16 protein-coding genes are annotated in these 16,059 nt (G+C 73.6%); 3 read left to right on the top strand and 13 right to left on the bottom strand.

Annotation, left to right across the window (positions count from 1 at the left end; genetic code table 11):
- Positions 1-29 precede the first annotated feature (29 nt).
- The 6 genes from hemB to ACFSJS_RS24660 all read right to left on the bottom strand — a co-directional run bounded on the left by hemB (position 30) and on the right by ACFSJS_RS24660 (position 6,376).
- A complete protein-coding gene (gene hemB / locus ACFSJS_RS24685) occupies positions 30-1,058 on the bottom strand; it encodes a porphobilinogen synthase (RefSeq protein ID WP_380904095.1) in 1,029 nt (342 codons plus the stop codon).
- Positions 1,055-2,701: a bifunctional uroporphyrinogen-III C-methyltransferase/uroporphyrinogen-III synthase gene (locus ACFSJS_RS24680; protein ID WP_380904093.1), complete on the bottom strand. Its 1,647-nt coding sequence runs from the start codon at positions 2,699-2,701 to the stop codon at positions 1,055-1,057. Before ACFSJS_RS24680 ends, hemB begins: the two co-directional genes overlap by 4 nt.
- The gene (gene hemC, locus ACFSJS_RS24675; RefSeq protein WP_380904091.1) at positions 2,698-3,678 is read right to left on the bottom strand and encodes a hydroxymethylbilane synthase; all 981 of its coding nucleotides are present in this window, start codon (positions 3,676-3,678) and stop codon (positions 2,698-2,700) included. Before hemC ends, ACFSJS_RS24680 begins: the two co-directional genes overlap by 4 nt.
- On the bottom strand, positions 3,675-5,018 hold the full coding sequence (locus tag ACFSJS_RS24670; RefSeq protein ID WP_380904089.1) for a glutamyl-tRNA reductase: 1,344 nt from the start codon (positions 5,016-5,018) through the stop codon (positions 3,675-3,677). Before ACFSJS_RS24670 ends, hemC begins: the two co-directional genes overlap by 4 nt.
- A gap of 73 nt (positions 5,019-5,091) precedes the next feature.
- Entirely contained in the window at positions 5,092-5,886 is a 795-nt protein-coding gene (locus tag ACFSJS_RS24665; protein WP_380904087.1) for a redox-sensing transcriptional repressor Rex, read from the bottom strand.
- 244 nt (positions 5,887-6,130) lie between these two features.
- On the bottom strand, positions 6,131-6,376 hold the full coding sequence (locus tag ACFSJS_RS24660; protein ID WP_380904086.1) for a glutaredoxin family protein: 246 nt from the start codon (positions 6,374-6,376) through the stop codon (positions 6,131-6,133).
- Positions 6,377-6,554: 178 nt separating this feature from the next.
- Here ACFSJS_RS24660 and ACFSJS_RS24655 point away from each other — a divergent pair, with 178 nt between their 5' ends.
- The 3 genes from ACFSJS_RS24655 to ACFSJS_RS24645 all read left to right on the top strand — a co-directional run bounded on the left by ACFSJS_RS24655 (position 6,555) and on the right by ACFSJS_RS24645 (position 10,035).
- Positions 6,555-7,499, top strand: a complete 945-nt coding sequence (locus ACFSJS_RS24655) for an HAD family hydrolase (RefSeq protein WP_380904084.1) — start codon at positions 6,555-6,557, stop codon at positions 7,497-7,499.
- A gap of 272 nt (positions 7,500-7,771) precedes the next feature.
- Positions 7,772-8,554 carry an ECF subfamily RNA polymerase sigma factor, BldN family gene (locus tag ACFSJS_RS24650; protein ID WP_380904082.1) on the top strand — a complete coding sequence of 261 codons (783 nt, stop codon included), beginning with the start codon at positions 7,772-7,774 and terminating at the stop codon, positions 8,552-8,554.
- 209 nt (positions 8,555-8,763) lie between these two features.
- Entirely contained in the window at positions 8,764-10,035 is a 1,272-nt protein-coding gene (locus ACFSJS_RS24645; protein ID WP_380904080.1) for a DUF5667 domain-containing protein, read from the top strand.
- Positions 10,036-10,135: 100 nt separating this feature from the next.
- Here ACFSJS_RS24645 and ACFSJS_RS24640 read toward each other — a convergent pair whose 3' ends face one another.
- The 7 genes from ACFSJS_RS24640 to ACFSJS_RS24610 form a co-directional block, all read right to left on the bottom strand.
- Positions 10,136-11,266 carry a lysophospholipid acyltransferase family protein gene (locus ACFSJS_RS24640; protein WP_380904078.1) on the bottom strand — a complete coding sequence of 377 codons (1,131 nt, stop codon included), beginning with the start codon at positions 11,264-11,266 and terminating at the stop codon, positions 10,136-10,138.
- A complete protein-coding gene (locus ACFSJS_RS24635) occupies positions 11,259-12,290 on the bottom strand; it encodes an NAD-dependent epimerase/dehydratase family protein (RefSeq protein WP_380904076.1) in 1,032 nt (343 codons plus the stop codon). The genes ACFSJS_RS24640 and ACFSJS_RS24635 overlap by 8 nt, the downstream gene beginning before the upstream one ends.
- A 243-nt stretch (positions 12,291-12,533) precedes the next feature.
- Complete coding sequence (locus ACFSJS_RS24630) at positions 12,534-12,632, bottom strand: 30S ribosomal protein bS22 (protein ID WP_003948845.1); 99 nt, start codon at positions 12,630-12,632, stop codon at positions 12,534-12,536.
- Between the two features lie 128 nt (positions 12,633-12,760).
- Positions 12,761-12,973, bottom strand: coding sequence for a helix-turn-helix domain-containing protein (locus tag ACFSJS_RS24625; protein ID WP_158239648.1), 213 nt, complete (start codon positions 12,971-12,973; stop codon positions 12,761-12,763).
- Between the two features lie 129 nt (positions 12,974-13,102).
- Positions 13,103-13,918 carry a phosphatase gene (locus ACFSJS_RS24620; RefSeq protein ID WP_380904195.1) on the bottom strand — a complete coding sequence of 272 codons (816 nt, stop codon included), beginning with the start codon at positions 13,916-13,918 and terminating at the stop codon, positions 13,103-13,105.
- A gap of 139 nt (positions 13,919-14,057) precedes the next feature.
- Positions 14,058-15,233 carry an acetoin utilization protein AcuC gene (locus ACFSJS_RS24615; protein ID WP_380904074.1) on the bottom strand — a complete coding sequence of 392 codons (1,176 nt, stop codon included), beginning with the start codon at positions 15,231-15,233 and terminating at the stop codon, positions 14,058-14,060.
- 83 nt (positions 15,234-15,316) lie between these two features.
- Entirely contained in the window at positions 15,317-15,961 is a 645-nt protein-coding gene (locus tag ACFSJS_RS24610; protein WP_380904072.1) for an HAD family hydrolase, read from the bottom strand.
- Between the last annotated feature and the right edge of the window lie 98 nt (positions 15,962-16,059).

The following is a 16,059-nucleotide window of genomic DNA, read 5'->3' as shown; positions in this document are numbered from 1 at the left end:
GGCGCCGGTGCCGGGCACCGGCGCCCGGCTCAGGACAGCCGCCGGGCCACCTCGGTCGCCCAGTAGGTCAGGATCATGTTCGCGCCCGCGCGCTTGATGCCCGTCAGCGTCTCCATGATCGCCCGGTCCCGCTCGATCCAGCCGCGCTCCGCGGCGGCCTCGATCATCGAGTACTCGCCGGAGATCTGGTACGCGGCGACGGGGACGTCCACGGCGTCCGCCACCCGGCGCAGCACGTCCAGGTAGGGCAGCGCGGGCTTGACCATCACCATGTCCGCGCCCTCGGCCAGGTCGAGCGCCAGTTCGCGCATCGCCTCCCGCCCGTTGGCCGGGTCCTGCTGGTAGGTCTTGCGGTCGCCCTGGAGCGAGGAGCCCACGGCCTCCCGGAAGGGACCGTAGAACGCGGAGGCGTACTTGGCGGTGTAGGCGAGCAGCGACACGTCCTGGTGCCCGGCCTCGTCCAGGGCCCGGCGGACGAAGGCAACCTGCCCGTCCATCATGCCGCTGGGCCCCAGCACGTGCGCCCCGGCCTCCGCCTGGACGCACGCCATCTCCGCGTACCGCTCCAGCGTGGCGTCGTTGTCCACCCGGCCGCGCTCGTCCAGGACGCCGCAGTGGCCGTGGTCGGTGGACTCGTCCAGGCACAGGTCGGACATGACCACCAGGTCGTCGCCGACCTCGGCGCGCACGTCGCGCAGCGCCACCTGGAGGATGCCCTCGGGGTCGGTGCCCGGGGAGCCGACGGCGTCCTTCCGCTCCTCCTCGGGCACGCCGAAGAGCATGATGCCGCCCACGCCCGCCGCCACCGCGTCGGCCGCGGCCTTGCGCAGGGTGTCGCGCGTGTGCTGGTACACGCCCGGCATGGAGGAGATCTCCACCGGCTCGGTGATGCCCTCCCGGACGAAGGCGGGCAGGATCAGCTCGGCCGGGTGGAGGCGGTGCTCGGCGACCATCCGGCGCATGGCCGGGGTGGTGCGCAGCCTCCGGGGGCGCACCACGGGGAAGTCCCCGTACCCGCCCCCGCGCGCACCGTCGTAGGTGCCCTTGCCGATCGTCACGACGTCCTCGCCCTCCTCCTGGCCGGTCGCTTCTCGCTCGGCCGCTGCACCGCCTCGCCGGCCTCGATCGCGGCGGCCCGCCGCTTGGCCCCGAACTCGGCCAGCGCCTCGGCCAGCTTGTGCACCGACGGCTCGGGGGCCATGACGTCCACGCGCAGGCCGTGCTCCTCGGCGGTCTTCGCCGTCGCCGGGCCGATGCAGGCGATCACCGTCACGTTGTGCGGCTTGCCCGCGATGCCGACGAGGTTGCGCACGGTGCTCGACGAGGTGAACAGCACCGCGTCGAACCCGCCGCCCTTGATCGCCTCGCGCGTCGCGGCCGGCGGCGGCGACGCGCGCACCGTCCGGTAGGCGGTGACGTCGTCGACCTCCCAGCCCAGCTCGATCAGGCCCGCCACCAGCGTCTCGGTGGCGATGTCGGCGCGCGGCAGGAAGACGCGGTCGATCGGGTCGAAGACCGGGTCGTAGGGCGGCCAGTCCTCCAGCAGCCCGGCCGCGGACTGCTCGCCGCTGGGCACCAGGTCCGGCTTGACGCCGAACTCCACCAGCGCCCTGGCGGTCTGCTCGCCGACGGCGGCGACCTTGATCCCGGCGAAGGCGCGGGCGTCCAGGCCGTACTCCTCGAACTTCTCGCGCACCGCCTTGACCGCGTTGACCGAGGTGAAGGCGATCCACTCGTAGCGGCCGGTCACCAGGCCCTTGACCGCGCGCTCCATCTGCTGCGGGGTGCGCGGCGGCTCCACGGCGATGGTGGGCACCTCGCTGGGCACCGCACCGTAGGAGCGCAGCTGCTCCGAGAGGGAGGCGGCCTGCTCCTTGGTGCGCGGCACCAGCACCTGCCAGCCGAACAGCGGCTTGGACTCGAACCAGGCGAGCCGCTCGCGCTGCTCCGCGGCACCGCGGTCGCCGACCACGGCTATCGCGGGCCGCTCGCCGCCGGCCGAGGGCAGCACCTTGGCGGCCTTGAGGGTCTGGGCGATGGAGCCCAGGGTCGCCGTCCAGGTGCGCTGCCGGGTGGTGGTCCCGTCGATGGTGACGGTCAGCGGGGTGTCGGGCTTGCGGCCCGCCGTGACCAGTTCCGCGGCGGTGGCGGCGACCGCCTCCAGGGTCGTGGAGACCACGAGGGTGGCGTCGCTGGCGCCCGCCTCGTTCCACGCCCTGGGGTCGGCGCTGCGGGCGTCGAGGAACCGTACGTCCGCGCCGTGGCCGTTGCGCAGCGGCACACCGGCGTAGGCGGGGACGCCCACGGCGGTGGCGACGCCCGGCACGACCTCGAAGGTGATGCCCTCCGAGGCGCAGGCGAGCATCTCGTCGGCGGCGTCGGCGTCCAGCCCGGGATCGCCCGCGACCGCACGGACGACCCGCTTGCCGCCCCGCGCGGCACGCATGACAAGATTTACGGCATCGTCGGCACCCGCGGAGGCTGTTGACGTGTCGTCACCTGCTGCCTGGAGCGGGGTGTCGACACCTGCCCGCACGTGCGCCCGCACGACGTCGTACACCTGCGGATCGGCGACCAGTACATCGGCCTGCGCCAGCGCCTCGACGGCGCGCAGCGTCAGCAGTCCCGGGTCTCCGGGCCCGGCACCGAGGAAGGTGACGTGCCCGTGGGCGCCGTACGAGTGGGTGGTGGTGGGGCTCAATGTACTCGCTCCCCCATCAGACCGGCCGCGCCCTTGGCGAGCATCTCGTCGGCGAGCTCGCGCCCCATGGCCTGGGCCGTGGAGAGCGCCTCGCCGGCGGACGCCGGTACGTGGCCGGTGGTGGACAGCTGCACCAGCGTGGTGCCGTCGGCGGTGCCGACGACGCCCCGCAGGCGCAGTTCGGTGACATCCTGCCCTGCTCCCGGCATGTCGGCCAGTGCGCCGACCGGGGCGCTGCAGCCGGCCTCCAGGGCGGAGAGCAGGGTTCGCTCGGCGGTCACGGCGATCCGCGTGCGCGGGTCGTCGAGTTCGGCGAGCCGGTCCGCGAGGTCGGTGCGCGCCGCGGCGCACTCGACCGCCAGCGCTCCCTGGCCGGGGGCGGGCAGCACCGTGTCGGGGTCGAGGAGCTCGGTGGCCTCCCCGATCCGCCCGGTGCGCCGCAGGCCGGCGGCGGCCAGGACGACCGCGTCCAGCTCGCCGGAGCGCACGTATCCGATGCGGGTGTCGATGTTGCCCCGGATCGGCACCGCCTCGATGTCCCTGCCGAGCGTGCGGGCCCAGGCGTTGAGCTGTGCCATGCGGCGCGGCGAGCCGGTGCCGACCCGCGCGCCGTCGGGCAGCCGCGCGAAGGTGAGCCCGTCGCGGGCGACCAGCGCGTCGCGGGGGTCCTCGCGCGCGGGTACGGCCGCCAGCGCCAGCTGCTCCGGCTGCGCGGTGGGGAGGTCCTTGAGGGAGTGGACGGCGAGGTCGATCTCGCCGCCGAGCAGCGCGTCGCGCAGTGCGGAGACGAAGACCCCGGTGCCGCCGATCTGCGCCAGGTGCTCGCGGGACACGTCGCCGAAGGTGGTGATCTCCACCAGTTCGACGGGCCGCCCGGTGATCTTGCGGACCCGCTCGGCCACCTGGCCGGACTGGGCCATGGCGAGCCGGCTGCGGCGGGTGCCCAGCCTCAGGGGCCGGGCCGGGTTGGTGCTCATTGCCGCTCCTGTTCGGGGTTGCTTACGGCGGCGACGGTCTGCGGGTCCAGGTCGAACAGCTCACGCAGGGCGTCGGCGTATCCGGCACCGCCCGGCTCGCCGGCGAGCTGCTTGACGCGCACGGTCGGCGCGTGCAGCAGCTTGTCGACGACCCGTCGTACGGTCTGGGTGATCTCGGCGCGCTGCCGGTCGTCGAGCCCGGGGAGACGGCCCTCCAGCCGGGCCATCTCCGCCGTGACGACGTCGGCGGCCATGGCGCGCAGCGCGACCACGGTGGGAGTGATCCGGGCGGCTCGCTGGGCGGCGCCGAAGGCGGCCACCTCGTCGGCCACGATGCCGCGCACCTTGTCCACGTCGGCGGCCATGGGGGCGTCGGCCGCGGCTTCGGCGAGCGTCTCGATGTCCACCAACCGTACGCCGTCCAGGCGGTGCACGGCGGCGTCCACGTCGCGGGGCATGGCCAGGTCGAGCAGGGCCAGGGGCTCGTCGCCGGCGCCGTCCGGGCCGCCGCGCGCGGCCAGGGCCGCCGCGACGTCGTCGGCCGTCAGCACCAGGCCGGTGGCGCCGGTGCAGGAGACGACGACGTCCGCGTGCGGGAGCTCGTCGAGGGTGGCCGCGGCGGGCACGGCGCGGGCGGTCAGGCCGTCCCCGCCGAGTCCGTCGGCCAGCCGGCGGGCCCGTTCCAGCGTCCTGTTGGCGATCACCAGTTCGGTGACGCCGGCGCGGGCCAGCACCGTGGCGGCCAGCGAGGACATCGATCCGGCGCCGATCACCAGCGCGCGCCTGCCGCGCACCCACTCGGCGACCGGGCGGCCGGCGGCGAGCTGCTCCAGGCCGAAGGTGACCAGGGACTGGCCCGCCCGGTCGATGCCCGTCTCGCTGTGGGCCCGCTTGCCGACCCGCAGCGCCTGCTGGAACAGGTCGTTCAGCAGCCGTCCGGCGGTGTGCTGCTCCTGCGCGACGGCCAGCGCGTCCTTGATCTGCCCGAGGATCTGCCCCTCGCCCACGACCATCGAGTCCAGCCCGCAGCCCACCGAGAACAGGTGGTGGACGGCCCGGTCCTCGTAGTGGACGTAGAGGTAGGGGGTCAGCTCCTCCAGGTCGACGCCGCTGTGCGCGGCGAGCAGGGACGACAGCTCGGCCACGCCGGCGTGGAACTTGTCCACGTCGGCGTAGAGCTCGATGCGGTTGCAGGTGGAGAGCACCGCCGCCTCCGCGGTGGGCTCGGCGCCCACCGCGTCCTGGAGGAGCTTGCCCCGCGCCTCGGGCGCCAGGGCGGCGCGCTCCAGCACGCTCACCGGTGCGGTGCGGTGGCTCAATCCGACGACCAGCAGGCTCATGCGCACCCTCCGTTGCGCTCGGGACGTCCCCCGCGGGCGGCGGGGATGACGCGCGTCACACGCTCCGGCCCCTTCATGCGGGCATCACGGCGGGCACGTCCCCGTCGGGTCCCGGCTCGGTCCCGTCGTCGGCGCGGCGGCGCACGGCGGCGGCGGGGGGCACCGCGGGCGCGGCGGTGTCGGCGCCGGTGTCGCCCGGGGTCTCCTCGCCGGCCTTGCGCTGCTCGTGGAAGGCGAGGATCTGCAGCTCTATGGAGAGGTCGACCTTGCGCACGTCCACGCCCTCGGGCACGGACAGCACGGTCGGCGCGAAGTTGAGGATGGAGGTCACCCCGGCGGCGACGAGGCGGTCGCAGACCTGCTGGGCCGCCCCGGCGGGAGTGGCGATGACGCCGATGGACACGCCGTTCTCCTCGATGATCCGCTCGAGGTCGTCGGAGTGCTGCACGGGTATGCCGGCCACCGGCCTGCCCGCCATCGCCGGATCGGCGTCGATCAGCGCGGCGACGCGGAACCCGCGGGAGGCGAACCCGCCGTAGTTGGCGAGCGCGGCGCCCAGGTTTCCGATCCCGACGATCACGACGGGCCAGTCCTGGGTCAGCCCCAGCTCGCGGGAGATCTGGTAGACGAGGTACTCGACGTCGTAGCCCACCCCGCGCGTACCGTACGAGCCGAGGTAGGAGAAGTCCTTGCGCAGCTTGGCGGAGTTGACGCCGGCCGCGGCGGCCAGCTCCTCCGAGGAGACCGTGGGCACCGAGCGCTCGGAGAGCGCGGTGAGCGCCCGCAGGTACAGCGGAAGCCTGGCGACGGTGGCCTCGGGGATCCCTCGGCTGCGGGTCGCCGGTCGGTGTGTTCGGCCAGTTGCCACGGTGCTCCTGCCGTCTGCGCGAAACAGGTGAGCGGCTCCTCGGACACCCGTTGGACACATGTCCGGACCGCTTCGTCCCGCCCAGGCTATGCCTTTGTGAAAGCGTGCACAAAGACGGTGTCCGTTTTGTCCGGCCAAAGTGACCGGCGCCACACGCCGCGGCGGGAACCGGAGCGACGCCGCCGCGCCTCTCCTCCGGATGTGCCGCTCCGCCCCCGGCGCCGTGGGCGCGGGGCGCGGCCCGTCAGGCGCCCAGCGCCGCGCGCAGCCGGTCCGGGTCCACCCGCCAGAAGTCGTGCTGGGCGCCGTCCACGAGCACCACCGGGATCTGCTCCCAGTACGCGCGGTACAGCTCCTCGTCCTGCGTGATGTCCTTCTCCTCCCAGCGCGCGCCCACCTGGGCGCACACCTCGCTGACCACCTCGCGCGCGTCGTCGCACAGGTGGCAGCCGGGCTTGCCGATGAGAGTGACGGTCCTCATGCCCGCCATTGTGCCGCCCGCGGCCCCCGCGGGGCCGCCCGCCTCCTCCGCGGAACGCCCGGACCGCCGGCCGGGCGCCGCGCGGCCCCGCCCCGGAAAGGGCGCCCCTCCCCCGTTGGCGCGGTCCCCGCCGCCCCGACACCCCTTCGTCACCGGAAGGCCCCGTGCCACTGGTTATGCTCGCCGCATGGCCGGACTCGGATGGCTCCTCTCCCGCAGGCGTTCGGCGACGGCTCGCAGCGTGCTCGCAGGCGAGGCCGCCGCCGAGGCGGCGCGCAAGACCTCGCAGGAGGTCGACGGACTCGCCCCCGGGGAGCCGGGGAAGCCGGCGGAACCGGAGTTCCCGGTCCGCGGGGACGTGCGGGCCGCGGCCTTCTTCGACCTCGACAACACGATCATGCAGGGCGCGGCCCTGTTCCACTTCGGTCGCGGCCTGTACAAGAGGAACTTCTTCGACAAGCGCGAGCTCCTGCGCTTCGCCTGGCAGCAGGCCTACTTCCGGCTGGCCGGCTCCGAGAACGCCGGGCACATGCAGGACGCCCGCGACAGCGCGCTCTCCATCGTCAAGGGCCACCGCGTCTCGGAGCTGATGGAGATCGGCGAGGAGATCTACGACGAGTACATGGCCGGCCGGATCTGGCCGGGGACCCGCGCCCTGGCCCAGGCCCACCTGGACGCCGGGCAGAAGGTGTGGCTGGTCACCGCCGCCCCCGTGGAGACCGCCACGATCATCGCCCGCCGCCTGGGGCTGACCGGTGCGCTGGGCACGGTCGCCGAGTCCGTCGACGGCGTCTACACCGGGCGCCTGGTCGGCGAGCCGCTGCACGGGCCGGCGAAGGCGGAGGCGGTGCGGGCGCTGGCCGCCGCCGAGGAGCTGGACCTCTCGCGCTGCGCCGCCTACAGCGACTCGGCCAACGACATCCCCATGCTCTCCCTGGTCGGCCACCCCTACGCCGTCAACCCCGACAGCAGGCTGCGCGCGCACGCCCGCGAGATGGGCTGGCGGCTGCGCGACTACCGGACCGGCCGCAAGGCCGCGAAGGTGGGCATTCCCGCGGCCGCCGGGGTGGGCGCGGTGGCGGGCGGCGCCGCGGCCGCCGTGGCGATCCAGCGCCGCCGCCGCTGGTCCTGACCCCCGGACGGACCCGACGCTCCGGACGAGCACCAGTGGACCGTGAACCGGTCACAAAGTGACATCAACCGATCAGAGGTTCCCTCCGGTTCACCCTTCGAATCGCCTCAAACACATAACAGAGAAAACCTAACCGGCGATTTCGGCAACTAGGTGTAGCACAGCCTGTACGAAGCGTTATTCTCCTCAGACGCAATCCGGTGTCCACACGCCCTGCGACGGGCGGACGGTCCCGCACTGCACGTGATGGAAGCTCTGCCTCTGGGAGTCCCGTGTACCCACACGTCGGGGTTGACGCCTCGGGCCTGGCTGCGCTGCGCACGATGGTCATCGACCAGCTGCGCACACTCGTCCCCACCGCGCACGCCGTCCCCGCCCTCGCCGCACCTGTCCCCGCAGGCCCCGTCTACGCCCTGGCCGAGGGAGCGGCGGGCACCGCCGCGGTCGGCCGCCGCGGCCGCGCCCGCACGGCCTCGGGCACCGCCCGCCGTCCGGCCGCGGACGGCGACAGCCGCCGCATGATGGACCTCGTCGAACGCGCCCAGGCCGGCGAGGCCGACGCCTTCGGATGCCTCTACGACCAGTACTGCGACACCGTCTACCGCTACATCTACTACCGCGTCGGCGGCCGCGCCACGGCCGAGGACCTCACCAGCGAGACGTTCCTGCGCGCCCTGCGCAGGATCGGCACCTTCACCTGGCAGGGCCGTGACTTCGGCGCCTGGCTGGTCACCATCGCGCGCAACCTCGTCGCGGACCACTTCAAGTCGAGCCGCTTCCGCCTGGAGGTCACCACCGGCGAGATGCTCGACGCCAACGAGGTGGAGCGCAGCCCGGAGGACTCGGTGCTGGAGTCCCTCTCCAACGCCTCCCTCCTGGAGGCCGTGCGCAGGCTCAACCCGCAGCAGCAGGAGTGCGTCACCCTCCGGTTCCTCCAGGGCCTGTCCGTGGCGGAGACGGCCCGGATCATGGGGAAGAACGAGGGCGCGATCAAGACCCTCCAGTACCGGGCCGTCCGGACGCTCGCGCGGCTCCTCCCGGAGGACTCCCGGTAACCCTCCGCGCCCGGCCGGTCCCCCTGGGTCAACCGGGCCGCCGGATCATCCGCGGGGCGTAACCCCGGTGCCCGGTCGTCGTTGTGCGGTTTGCAGACTCCTCACGGCCTGCCGCGGGCGGACGGACACACCGGACGTTCCACCCGGTGCGGGCCCGGCCTTCCAGGGGCACGAGGAGTCGATCGTGCTGACGAGAGGAGGTGCCGCCCGTGATGGGAGCCGTATCGCCGAGCCGGCGGGCAAACGCCTTCGCCCAGGCCCTGGACGAGCACGGGCCCGAGGGCGCGGCGACCGACCGGTCCGGGGACTCCGCGGTCCCGGTCGCACCGGTCGTTCCGGAGGCCCGGGACGGCCGGGACGGAGCGCCGGGGGAGGCGGACGGGCAGGGGGAGCTGCTGTCCCTGGCGGACAGGCTCGCGTCCCTGCCGAGGCCGACACTGGCCCCCGACGTCAGGGCCGCGCAGCGGGCCATGCTCGTCGCCGCCGTGGAGAACGGCGCCGTCGAGGGGACGCGGGTGCCGGAACAGCGCTCCCGCCGTACGGGCGCCCACCGCGCGGCCCCTCTGGGACCGCTGGGCAGGCTCCGCCCCAGGACGCGCCTCACCAAGGGGCTGGCGGCGGGGGGCCTGAGCGTCGGCGTCGCGGCGGGCGCCTTCACCGGAGCCGCCGTGGCCAGCACCGACGCCCTCCCCGGCGACACCCTCTACGGCCTCAAACTGGGCATGGAGGACCTCAGCCTCGACATGGCCGACGGGGACGCCGACCGCGGCCGGGTCCTCCTGGACCACGCCTCGACGCGGTTGAACGAGACGCGCCGGCTGCTGGAGCGCGGCCGGGCGGGCGACCTGGACCACGAGTCCCTCGGCGACATCCGCAGGACGCTCTCCCTCATGCGGGAGGACGTCTCCGAGGGGCACCGGCTGCTCAGCCAGGCGTACGAACGCGAGGGCGCCATCGACCCGATGCGGTCGCTGTCGGCCTTCTCCCGGACGCACGGGGCCGTCTGGGACAAGGTCCGCGCGGACCTCCCCGTCCAGCTCTCGGACGTACGGGACCAGGTCAGTTCCGCCTTCGCCGCCATAGAGGACGACGTCACCCCGCTGCGGTCCCTGCTGGAACCCGAGCCGGAGGAGGGCACGGAGTCCCCCGGCGGCGGTACCGGCGGGGGGCGCACGGAGGACGGGCGCACGGTCCGGCCCTCCTCCCCCGCCGGGAACGGTCAGGACGCCCGAGAGGGCGGACGCGGCGGGAGCGGAGCCCCCAGCCCCTCCGGCTCCGGCTCCGGCACCTCCGAGGAGCCCGGGGTCCTGCCCTCCCCCGGCGACCTGCTGAACCCCCCGCAGGAGGACGGCTCCCCCTCGGCGCCCGACGGCGGCGGTCCGAGGCTCCCCGAACCCGACGTCACCATCCCCCCGATCCTCCCGGACATCCTGCCGGGACTGGGCATCGACACCGGCGGCGGCACCGACGACCGACGGTGACGGACGGGCCGGCGGGCGTGCGGCCCACGGGGAGGGGGCCGGTACCCGTCGTTCGGGTACCGGCCCCCTCCCCGTACGCTCCCGCGCCCGGGCCCTGCCCTCAGAAGAACACCGAACGGCGCCGTACCAGCAGCTTGTACAGGGTGTGCTGGATCGTCTCGCGGACCTGGTCGGTCAGGTTGAACATCAGCACCGGGTCCTCGGCGGCCTCCGGCGGATAGTCGTCCATCGGGACCGGCTCACCGAACTGGATCGTCCACTTCGTCGGCAGCGGCAGCATCCCCAGCGGCCCCAGCCACGGGAAGGTGGGGGTGACCGGGAAGTACGGAAGACCCAGCAGCCTCGCCAGCGTCCTGGAGTTGCCGACCATCGGGTAGATCTCCTCCGCCCCGACGATCGAGCACGGCACGATCGGCGCCCCGGCCCTCAGCGCCGTCGAGACGAAGCCGCCCCGGCCGAACCGCTGGAGCTTGTAGCGCTCCGAGAACGGCTTCCCCAGCCCCTTGAAGCCCTCCGGCATCACCCCGACGACCTCGCCGCGCTCCAGCAGCCGCTGGGCGTCCTCGGCGCACGCCAGGGTGTGCCCGGCCTTGCGGGCCAGCTCGTTGACGACCGGCAGCATGAAGACCAGATCGGCCGCCAGCAGCCGCAGCGCCCGCTGTGCCGGGTGGTGGTCGTGGACCGCCACCTGGAGCATCAGCGCGTCCAGCGGCAGCGTCCCGGAGTGGTTGGCGACCACCAGCGCCCCGCCCTCGGCCGGGATGTTCTCGACGCCGAGCACCTCGACCCTGAAGTACTTCTCGTACAGCGGCCGCAGCAGCGAGACCAGCACCTGGTCGGTGAGCTCCGCGTCGTAGCCGAACTCGTCGACCTCGTACTCCCCGGTGATCCGCCGCCGCAGGAACGCCAGACCGCCCGCGATCCTGCGGTCCCAGTCACCGCGCCCGCCGTTGCCGCCGCGGCCCTCGGACCCGTCGTCCCCGGGGAGGCTCCGACCGCCGCCCGGCTCCCCCCGCGGCCCCGGCCCCGGTTCCGGTTCCGGCGCCCCAGGCTCCGGCGCCTCCGGCACGGCGGCCAGCGGCGTCTGCCGGACGTCCGGCGCCTCCCGGTCCGGTTGCCCGTCCTCGGCCCCCCCACGGCGCCGGCCGCCTGCGGTCCGCCCCTTCCCGGCCCTCGTCGGGCCGCCGCGCGACCGGTCGTCGTCGAAGGGAATGACCTTGGCGTCAGGCATGGCGGACGGCCTCCTCGATGCGGTCGACGGCGTGGGCGAGCCTCTCGGGTGGCAGCAGTCCGGGGCCGTGGCAGCGGGCGAAGTCGGCGAAGGCGCCGGCCGTGGTGTACCGGGGCTCGAAGCCGAGGACCTCGCGCATCTGCGTGGTCTCCACGACCCTGCCGTGCGTCAGCAGCCGGATCTGCTCGGCCGAGAAGTCCGTGACCCCGACCGAGCGCAGCACCGTTCCGGTCCACTTCACGGCCGACGGCAGCAGCGGCAGTGTCGGCTTCCCGAGCCGCCGCGCGGCCTGGGAGAGCAGGAGCACTCCGTCGCCGGCGATGTTGAACGTGCCCGCGTTGAGCGTCCCGCGCCGCGGTTCCCCGGCCGCGATCCGCAGCACCTCCACCACGTCGTCCTCGTGGACGAACTGCAGCCGCGGGTCGTACCCGAGGACGGTCGGCAGTACGGGCAGCCTGAAGTACTCCGCCAGCGGGGTGTCCGCGGTGGGACCGAGGATGTTGGCGAAGCGCAGGAGCGTGACGGCCACGTCGGGACGGCGGCGGGCGAAGCCGCGCACGTACCCTTCGACCTCCACGATGTCCTTGGTGAATCCGCCGCCGGGCAGCGCCTTGGCCGGGGTGGTCTCGTCGAAGACCGCCGGGTCGCGGGACGAGGAGCCGTACACGTTCGTGCTGGACTTCACCACCAGCCGCTGCACGGACGGCGTCTTCTGGCACGCCCCCAGGAGCTGCATCGTGCCGATGACGTTGGTCTCCTTGACCGTGGCCCGGCTGCCGGGCAGCAGCTGGATGCCGCTGACGTCCAGGTGCACGACGGTGTCCACACCGTGTTCGGCCAGGACCCCGGCGACGTCCGGCTGCCGGATGTCGACCCGTACGAAGTCGGCGCCGCCCAGGTGGTGCGCGGGCGGTACGGCGTCCACGCCGACCACCCGGTCCACGCCGGGCTCGCGCAGCATCCGCCGCACGAAGCGCCCGCCGAGCTGCCGGGCGACGCCGGTGACGAGCACGACCCTGCCCAACGGCTTGCTCCCTCTCAGCGTGCGGCGGCCGGCCTGCGCCCGCCGTCCTGCCCTCTGCCTGGCTCCCCGTCCTGCCGCTTCCTCGCCCGGGGCCGGGCGAGGAGGCAGCCGACGGCCTCGGAGTTCCCGCTCCACCGGACCCCACGCCACCGTACCGGGTGGTTTCCGGCCGGGCACGGAACGCCACCGCCCTCCCACCGACATGGCGGTGGGAGGGCGGTGATCAGTGTGCGGCGCGCCCGCTCACTTCTTGTTGCGGCGCTGAACGCGCGTGCGCTTGAGCAGCTTGCGGTGCTTCTTCTTGGCCATCCGCTTGCGCCGCTTCTTGATAACAGAGCCCACGACTTACCCTCGCTCACTTCGTCACTCGGTGCGGGGCGTCCGAGCCCACACGACCTACGTCGGCCCAGCCTACCCGCCCCCGAGTAGTGCTTGTGACACGAGGGGCACACTAGCGCTTCGCCCGGCGGCTACGCGCTCTTCTCCACCCCCACGTAGGATCCGCGGAGGTACTCGTGGACGGCCTGCTCCGGCACCCGGAAGGACCGTCCCACCCGGATCGCCGGCAGATGACCGCTGTGCACCAGGCGGTACACGGTCATCTTGGACACTCGCATCACCGAGGCGACTTCCGCCACGGTCAGGAACACGACCTCGTTCAGAGGCCTCTCGGCAGCAGCCATGTCACACCTGCACCTTCCGCACATGTCGGGCACCGGCTTCCCCTCCGGTGACTCCTGCTCGCATGCGCGCTCCCTCCCCAGACTAGGGGCGGGTGATGCAAGTGGGGAAGAGGAGTAGGTATCAGCCATCTAATGTGACAGATGGGAACGATTAAGCACATAACCAGCAAGCGGAAGGTAGCGGTCCGGAGGCGCTCCGTCATCGACGGGGATCACCACCCGCACCCGTCCCTCGGCCTGCGCGACGAAGGCCGCGGGATCGTCCGCGTCCGCCGGCCCCATCGCCTCGATACCCAGCTGACCTGCTCCGCAGAGCCATCCGTGGTCCCCGACCACCAGTTCCGGCAGCGGCCCCCCGGCCGCCGCCGCGGCGTCGAGGACGGCACGGACCGGAAGGGGGGAATGCGAGTGTGCGCCCGGCGCAGCGGACCCGGTGCGCACTCCCTCCTCATGGATCAGCGCGACCCCCTGTACGTAACGGATGCGATGCGGACGCACCCCGAACCGGGTCGTTATGTCGACACGTCTACCCTGCGCCGGAGTGAGGACAGGGCAGCCGGCCGCCGACAGGGCCCTCGCCAAAGGTGCGTAGAAGCCCAGGAGCCGATCGGGGTGGCCGGTGCCGAGCAGTACCGGGACACGGTCCCGGGCAGCCCTGCCCAGCCGCTCCGCGAACGCCTCCAGGGCCGCGACCGTCCGCTCCGGATCGATCGTCTCCGGGCCGGCGACGCGCCCCGGGTCGGCCGACACCCCGCAGGCCCCGGCCATCAGCCCGAGCAGCCGGGGCACCGTCCACTCCGCCTCCGGCACCAGTCCGAGGAGGACCCGCGGATCGCCCGCGGCGAAAAGCCGGTAGCGCTCCAGGCTCTTCTCCCTGGTGGTCGCGACGGCGCCCGCGAGACGCACGTCCAGCAGGTGCGCACGCAGCGCCCCGGCGCTCAACACGTCCGTCACCCGCGACATCCTCGCCGACCGCGCCCGCCGCCGCGGCGGGATTCCGCGGGGACCACCCCCACGGCTCCCGTCCCGGACGCCTGTACGGCCGACCACCGCCTCGCCGGGGCGGGCCCGCGGATGCGGCGCCCTACGGCAGCAGCCCGTGCGCCGGGTACACCGCCCGCCGCGTGGTGAGCACCGCCTGGTCCAGGGCGCTCGCGGGGTCGTAGCCCGCCTCCCAGCCCGACCACACCGGCCTGCGCCCGTCCGTCATCCGCCTCGGGGCGTCCTGCCGCGTCCGCGCGTACACCCGCTGCCGCCAGTCCTCCGGGATCACCGTCTCCGGGGCGATCGGCTCGCCCGCCGCGATCGCCACCAGATGCGTCCAGGCCCGCGGTACGACGTCGACGACCGCGTACCCTCCGCCGCCGAGCGCCACCCAGCGTCCCTCCGCGTACTCGTGCGCCCAGTCGTGGCAGGCCTCGGCCGCCATCCGCTGGGCGTCCACGGTCACCGCCAGGTGGGCGAGGGGGTCCTCGATGTGGGTGTCCGCACCGTGCTGGGTCACCAGCACCTGCGGACGGAAGGCGGCCAGCAGCTCCGGCACCACCGCGTGCAGGGCCCGCAGCCAGCCGCCGTCGGAGGTGCCGGGCGGGAGGGTGACGTTCACCGCGCTGCCCTCCGCGCCCTCGCCGCCGGTCTCCTCGGGCCATCCGGTGCCGGGGAAGAGCGTGCGGGGGTGCTCGTGCAGGGAGACCGTCAGCACCCGCGGGTCGTCCCAGAAGGCCGTCTGGACGCCGTCCCCGTGGTGGACGTCCACGTCCACGTACGCCACCCGCTCCGCCCCCAGCTCCAGCAGCCTGGCGATGGCCAGTGAGGCGTCGTTGTAGATGCAGAAGCCGGCCGCCGAACCCGGCATCGCGTGGTGCAGTCCGCCCGCCACGTTGACGCCGTGCAACGCCTGTCCGCGCCACACCGCCTCCGCGGCCCCGACCGACTGCCCCGCGATCAGCGCCGACACCTCGTGCATGCCCGCGAACGCCGGGTCGTCCTCGGTCCCGATGCCGTACGTGCCGTCGGCCGAGCCGGGATCGGCGGAGATCCGCCGCACGGTGTCGATGTAGTCGGAGCGGTGCACCAGCCGCAGGACGGAGTCGTCCGCCGGAGGCCCGGCGACCACCTTCAGCCCGGAGGCTCCGGGCAGCCCGAACGCCTCGACCAGGCCCATGGTCAGGTCCAGTCGCACCGGGTCCATCGGATGCCCGGCTCCGAAGTCGTAGCCGGTGACCGCCCCGTCCCACATCAGCTGCGCGCCGCCGCTCATGCCCGCCACCGTATCGGGAAGCGCGGAGAGCCGTGCCACCGCCCACGCCGCGCCGGCGGGCCGACGGGAGCGGCCGGGGACGCTCAGGCCAGCAGCGCCGTCAACTCGTCCATCGTGGAGAACAGCACCGTCGCGCCCGGCAGCTTCTCGCCCGGTGTCATCGCGGTGAACCCGAAGACGTCCATTCCCGCCGCGACCGCCGCCCGCACCCCCAGCGGGCTGTCCTCGACGACGGCGCACCGCTCGGCCGGTACGCCCATCACCCGGGCCGCGTGGAGGAACAGGTCCGGCGCGGGCTTCCCCCGGCCCACGTCCTGCGAGCTGAAGATCCGCTCCTCGCCGAACCGGTCGTACAGCCCGGTCGTCCGGAGGGCCACCCTGATCCGTTCGTGGCTGCCGGACGACGCCACGCAGTAGGGCACTCCCCCGGCGGCCAGTCGTGCCAGCACCTCGTCCACACCGGGCACGGGCAGCAGATCGCTCCGGAAGGCGTCGAAGACGCGGCCGTGGAAGACCTCGTCGAAGTCCTCGGGGAGCCGCCGCCCCGTACGCTCCAGCACCAGGTCGTGGACCCGGTGCATGGCCGATCCCATGTAGTCCCGGATCGAGTCCTCGTACGTGGTCGGGTGCCCCAGCTCGGTCAGATAGGACGCGAGAATCCGGTTGGATATGGGTTCGCTGTCGACGAGTACACCGTCGTTGTCGAAGATCACCAGGTCGTAGCGCATGCGCCACCATAACCCGGTGAAATGGCAGAAGCCCTGTTCCCGGTATCACTACCCGGAACAGGGCTCCCACTCAACAAATCGTTCGGCGGCGTCCTACT

Origin of the sequence: Streptomyces desertarenae (assembly GCF_042681365.1) — a bacterium.
In the GTDB taxonomy this organism is placed as follows: domain Bacteria; phylum Actinomycetota; class Actinomycetes; order Streptomycetales; family Streptomycetaceae; genus Streptomyces; species Streptomyces desertarenae.
Note: the sequence above shows the minus strand (reverse complement) of the source record. Positions and strands in the feature narration are given on the sequence as shown.

Bases quoted from the DNA above. Each gene is read 5' to 3' on its own strand.
- hemC (WP_380904091.1), bottom strand. From the start codon at position 3,678: ATGAGCACCAACCCGGCCCGGCCCCTGAGGCTGGGCACCCGCCGCAGC.
- ACFSJS_RS24670 (WP_380904089.1), bottom strand. From the start codon at position 5,018: ATGAGCCTGCTGGTCGTCGGATTGAGCCACCGCACCGCACCGGTGAGC.
- ACFSJS_RS24660 (WP_380904086.1), bottom strand. From the start codon at position 6,376: ATGGCGGGCATGAGGACCGTCACTCTCATCGGCAAGCCCGGCTGCCAC.
- ACFSJS_RS24655 (WP_380904084.1), top strand. From the start codon at position 6,555: ATGGCCGGACTCGGATGGCTCCTCTCCCGCAGGCGTTCGGCGACGGCT.
- ACFSJS_RS24640 (WP_380904078.1), bottom strand. From the start codon at position 11,266: ATGCCTGACGCCAAGGTCATTCCCTTCGACGACGACCGGTCGCGCGGC.
- ACFSJS_RS24625 (WP_158239648.1), bottom strand. From the start codon at position 12,973: ATGGCTGCTGCCGAGAGGCCTCTGAACGAGGTCGTGTTCCTGACCGTG.
- ACFSJS_RS24615 (WP_380904074.1), bottom strand. From the start codon at position 15,233: ATGAGCGGCGGCGCGCAGCTGATGTGGGACGGGGCGGTCACCGGCTAC.
- ACFSJS_RS24610 (WP_380904072.1), bottom strand. From the start codon at position 15,961: ATGCGCTACGACCTGGTGATCTTCGACAACGACGGTGTACTCGTCGAC.